The organism is Microvirga sp. P4_G7 (genome assembly GCF_056401005.1).
Genome location: NZ_JBFUKD010000253.1, coordinates 1 through 4863, shown reverse-complemented (window position 1 = coordinate 4863; position 4863 = coordinate 1). Strand labels below are relative to the sequence as shown.

5 protein-coding genes and 1 pseudogene are annotated in these 4863 nt (G+C 61.8%); 5 read left to right on the top strand and 1 reads right to left on the bottom strand.

The features are described 5' to 3' along the window. The 3 genes from AC1DT3_RS12165 to AC1DT3_RS12155 form a co-directional block, all read left to right on the top strand. Window positions 1–216 (top strand): MscL family protein (locus tag AC1DT3_RS12165; RefSeq protein ID WP_477465511.1); only part of this gene is annotated, 216 nt, incomplete at its 5' end. A 149-nt stretch (window positions 217–365) separates the two neighbouring features. After that, window positions 366–1571 (top strand): pyridoxal phosphate-dependent aminotransferase, encoded by a 1206-nt coding sequence (locus AC1DT3_RS12160; RefSeq protein ID WP_477465510.1) that lies wholly within the window; start codon window positions 366–368, stop codon window positions 1569–1571. Window positions 1572–1666: 95 nt separating this feature from the next. Further along, entirely contained in the window at window positions 1667–2707 is a 1041-nt protein-coding gene (locus AC1DT3_RS12155; protein WP_477465509.1) for an AbrB family transcriptional regulator, read from the top strand. Window positions 2708–2709: 2 nt separating this feature from the next. On the opposite strand, the gene AC1DT3_RS12150 is transcribed toward AC1DT3_RS12155, so the two are convergent. Next, window positions 2710–3579 carry a MurR/RpiR family transcriptional regulator gene (locus tag AC1DT3_RS12150; RefSeq protein WP_477465508.1) on the bottom strand — a complete coding sequence of 290 codons (870 nt, stop codon included), beginning with the start codon at window positions 3577–3579 and terminating at the stop codon, window positions 2710–2712. A gap of 141 nt (window positions 3580–3720) precedes the next feature. Between AC1DT3_RS12150 and AC1DT3_RS12145 the strand changes: the two genes are divergently transcribed. Together AC1DT3_RS12145 and AC1DT3_RS12140 are read left to right on the top strand one after the other, a co-directional pair. Continuing rightward, complete coding sequence (locus AC1DT3_RS12145; RefSeq protein ID WP_477465507.1) at window positions 3721–4509, top strand: N-formylglutamate amidohydrolase; 789 nt, start codon at window positions 3721–3723, stop codon at window positions 4507–4509. A 62-nt stretch (window positions 4510–4571) separates the two neighbouring features. Next, window positions 4572–4863, top strand: a pseudogene (locus AC1DT3_RS12140) (amino acid ABC transporter permease); the annotation flags it as partial.

Sequence of the window (4863 nt, the reverse complement as noted above, 5' to 3'; positions counted from 1 at the left end):
GCAAGACGCCAGGGCGCCGTCATCGCATTCGGCAATTTCATCACGATCGCCATCAATTTCATGATCGTCGCCTGGGTGTTGTTCATGGTGGTCAAAGGCATGAATAAGCTTCAGCGCAGCGAAGGCGAAAAGATCAAGGAGAAGGCAGAGGACCCGGCGGACGTAAAGCTACTCGCCGAAATCCGTGATCTCCTGAAAAGCCAACGGGCAATCTGATCCATCACCGGATTCGATCGGTTCCTTTGCATCTTGTCATGACGGCGTAGCTTGCCTTGGGGTGGGGAACGGGCCATGCCTGTTCCTCGCCGCGCACGATGTCGACCGAAACGGCTCTTAAAATTCGGCATCATGCTCCAGGAGCTGTCATGAATGCATCCGTCTCTGTTCCCTCCGTCCTCAATCTGCGTCCCGAGGCGGAACATGCCCCGACGAGCGGTATCGTCGATGTCTACAATTATGGGCGGCTGCGCGAAGGCCTGATTCCGCTTTGGGTCGGCGAGGGCGATCTGCCGACGCCGGCCTTCATCTGTGAAGCGGCAACCCGCTCTCTCGCCGCGGGCGAGACATTCTATACCTACCAGAGAGGCATTCCCGACCTCCGCCAGGCCATCGCGCGGTATCATGAGCGCGTCTATGGCACACCGGCGGATCCGGAGCGCTTTTTCGTGACCTCCGGCGGGATGCCGGCGCTCCAGATCGCCGCACGGATCGTCGCCGGAAACGGCGACGAGGTTCTGGTCCCGACACCGGCGTGGCCCAACTTCATCGGAGCGTTGACGGTGGCGGGTGCGCGTGCCGTCGGCGTGGCCATGACACCGAGTCCGCAGGGATGGACGCTCGATATCGCCCGCCTCGAAGCGGCGATCACCCCTCGCACCCGCGCGCTCGTCGTCAATTCGCCCTCGAACCCAACCGGATGGACGGCTAGTCAGGACGATCTTCGCAACGCGTTGGCGCTCGCGCGCAAGCACGGTCTGTGGATCATCGCCGACGAGATCTATGGTCGCTTCATCTACGACGACAAACTCGCCATCGATGGGCGCGCGCCGTCGTTTCGCGACGTGATGGCACCGGACGATCGCATTCTTTTCGTTCAGACGTTCTCGAAAAACTGGGCCATGACCGGTTGGCGTCTCGGCTGGATCGAGGCCCCCGCTGTCCTGGGTCAAGTGATCGAAAACCTGATTCAATATCAATCGTCCGGCACACCGGTATTCGTCCAACGGGGTGGTGTCGCCGCGCTGGAACAGGGCGAAAGCTTCATCGCCCATCAGCTCACGCGGGCCCGAGAAGGACGCGACATCATCACAAAACTCGCCGAGACGGGTCTCGTCGAGTTGCCGCCTCCGTCGGGCGCTTTCTACGCGTTTCCCAAAGTAAAGAGCGCCATGAATTCGCAGGATGTCGCCATCCGGCTGATCGACGAAGCAAATGTCGGGCTTGCGCCGGGCTCCGCCTTCGGCGGTGAAGCGGGTGAGGGTTATCTGCGGATCTGCTACGCCCGCAAGGCCGACGATCTCAGGGAAGCGGTCCGCCGTATCGCCGCCGCCCTGCCGAAGATTGCCGGGTAAGGCGCGCTGCCTGTACGCATGGCCTCGTTGCGCATTGCGCATTTGACGGTGGCTGCCATCGCGTCCATTGAACGGCAAAACATCGTCTGCCGTTCATGCAAGCCCTTCTCGCTCATCTCGTCCAGATTCTGATTGCGGGCCTCGGTGGCCTCGCCTTCGACGCGCTCGGCGTACCGGGCGCGTGGCTGTCGGGATCGGCGATTGCCGTCATTCTCTGGAATTTGACCGGATGGTCGAAGCCGATGCCGCGCCCGCTCGCCGACGCGGCGATGCTGACCTCCGGCGCGTCGATGGGCGCGGCCGTGACGCCGGCGGCCGTCGCCRCTATGGGGCGCTATCCGCTCAGCCTCGGACTGCTCGTGATCGGCGTCGCGGCAATCTGCGGGGCGTCGGCTTTCTGGCTCATGCGCATCTCCGGCTGGCGTCGTGACGATGCGGTGCTGGCTTCCGCTCCGGGCGCATTGTCGACGGTGATGGCGATCGCGATCGATCGCAACGCCGCAGTGGCGCAGATCGCCATCGTCCAGAACCTCCGCCTCTTCGTGCTGATCGCGTTACTTCCCAGCGTCGTCGTGATGACGGGAGGTGGCGATTTCACCTCGTCGCTTCTCGGGCAGGGACAGGAGGTGATGAGCGCGGGCGAGATGGCATTCGTATTGCTGGGCGGAGTGGCCGTCGGTCTGCTGTTCAAGCGCATTGGAATGGCGGCCCCAATTCTGCTCGGCGCAGCGCTCGTGAGCACCTTCGGTCACGCGACGACGCTGGTTCGCGGCGTCATTCCGCCCGTGATCGCCACCGGCGGGTTGATCCTCATCGGTGTCTTCATCGCGGACAGATTCCGTGATCTCGATATGGCGACCGTGCGCAAATCCATCGTTGCCGGCTTCGGGTCATTCACGATCGGGATGACGGTGGCCGTCCTGTTTGCCATGATGGCCGCGCAGTTTGCGGGCGTGACATTTCCGAATGCGCTGATAGCCTTCGCTCCGGGAGGTCTCGAGGCGATGACGGTGCTCGCCCTCATGTTGGGGCTCGATCCGCTCTACGTCGGGATCCACCACTTCGTCCGCTTCCTGGGCATCGGTTTTGGATTGCCGCTCGTCCTGACCTGGCTTCAATCCCGGCAGGGGAATTAGCGCTACTCTTTGTGACGCAGACGTTCGACCGCTTCCATGCGCGGTTTGGCTGTGTCCCACAGGCGCTTGGTGACCGCTGCGACGAGGGCTTCCGCAAGAAGCAACAAGCCTGCGGACGAATCCCAATTCGAAGGTACGACGACGTGTGCCGGAAGGACGTGGCGCGCGACTCGCGCGATCGGTGACAACCATGGATCCGTGATGAGAACCACCGTTGCGCCCTGGCGCGCCGCGGTTTCCGCCAGTTGTACAACGTCATCTTGGTAGCGCCGGATGTCGAAGACGACGATGACGTCTTTGCGCCCGATCTCGATCATGCGATCGCGCCAGAGCGAGGGCTGGCCCTCGATCACATCGACGTTGCTGCGCACGATACGGAAATGCCGCTCTGCATACCGCGCGAGGGCGCCCGTAAAGCGTCCGCCGGTAAAGTGAATGTTGCGGCGCTGGTCACTCAAGAGCGCGACCACGGCCTCGAACTCCGCTGGTGCAATGTTGTCGGCCGTCGCCCGCAGATTGGCGATGCTCGCCTCGACGAATTCGCTGAGCGCCGACGTGGCGCCGGCTTTTTCCGCCGGACCGGCTTTGCCCAGTGGCGAGAGAAGCTGCGCTTCCAGCTCCTCGCGCAGGTGCTTTTGGAACTCCGGAAATCCAGTAAAGCCGAGTCTGGTCACGAAACGCAAAGCTGACGGTGCTGAAATACCCGCCCGGGACGCGAATTCGGCCACGGTGCCCAATCCTGCGAAGGGATAATGGCTCAAAAGAAGGTGGGCGGCCCGTTTCTCGCTCGGAGTGAAATGCTCCATGTCGTGGCGGATACGATCGGCGAGGCTGGGCGGATCGGCGACGGGGAGGCGACCGGGATCAGGCATAGGAGGCTCTTTGTCCACAGGCGTGCTTGACGAGGATTAGGAGGTGTATCAAAAATTTCAAAACGAGAAAAACAAGAATGAACGTATCAAACGTTCAAAAGAGGGATAGGCTTGCATTCACAGCAAGCCACGGAGGACCGCATGTCGAATGCGAGCCGGGTCGGCTCCCTCGGGAGCGCGCATGTCGGCGATGGCGAACCCGTCGCTGCGATTGAGAATGCTCAGGGGTGCTCGCCGATTCTCCTGATCTGCGAACACGCGTCGAATCATCTCCCTTCCCGTTACGGAACTCTTGGCCTCGGGGACGTCGAGCGTCAAAGCCATATTGCCTGGGATCCCGGCGCTCTCGGCGTTGCGGCGGGCCTGTCCCGTCTTCTCGACGCTCCGCTCGTTCACGCGACGGTTTCCCGGCTGGTCCTCGATTTGAATCGCGATCCATCGGTTGCCGATTCGATCACTGCGGTCAGCGAAAGCACGACGATTCCGGGAAATCAAAACCTCGATGCAACCGAGCGATCGCGCCGCGCCCGCGAGGTTTATGAGCCCTTTCACAATGCGATCGACAGTTTCGTAGCGGCGCGGTTGGCCGCCGGGACTTTGCGGGCGGTGGTCTCGATCCATTCGTTCACGCCCGTCTACAAGGGGATCGCAAGGCCGTGGGACATCGGCCTGATCTTCAACCGTGATGAGCGCTTTGCGCGCGACGTCGAAGCCGGCCTCCTGCGCGAGGATGCGCTGACGGTTGGCATGAACGAACCCTATTCACCGGCTGATCGCGTGTTTCATACACTCGAACGCCATGCCGAGCGGCGCGGCCTTGCCCCGCTCATGATCGAAATCCGCAACGACCTGATCCGCACACAAGACGGACAGGCGTCGTGGGCTAATCGTCTCGCGCCGCTTCTCAGGGAGGGTCTTCGGGCCGTGTGACGATATCCGTTGCGGGTTTCGCATGGATTCACAGAGGCAACTATCTTTCTTGGAGGGAAGAGATGTCAGTCGGTCAAGGTCGCGCGGAAGCGCAAAGCCCAAGCGGAGCGCAAGGCTCCGCCGGCATTACATATACGACAGTCGATCAATCTTATTTCGAGGCGCGTAAACTCAAGCGTTATGCCCGCGTTTGGTCGCTCTGGGCGCTCGGCGTCGGAGCGGTGATCTCGGGTCACTATTCGGGCTGGAATCTCGGTCTGACTCAGGGCTTCGGTTCGATGTTCTTCGCGACGATCATCATCGCGATCATGTATCTCGGCCTGACGTTCTCGCTGGCTGAGATGTCGCCGGCCC

Coding starts and splice junctions, on each gene's coding strand:
- AC1DT3_RS12145 (WP_477465507.1), top strand. CDS start 3,721: ATGTCGAATGCGAGCCGGGTCGGCTCCCTCGGGAGCGCGCATGTCGGC.
- AC1DT3_RS12160 (WP_477465510.1), top strand. CDS start 366: ATGAATGCATCCGTCTCTGTTCCCTCCGTCCTCAATCTGCGTCCCGAG.
- AC1DT3_RS12150 (WP_477465508.1), bottom strand. CDS start 3,579: ATGCCTGATCCCGGTCGCCTCCCCGTCGCCGATCCGCCCAGCCTCGCC.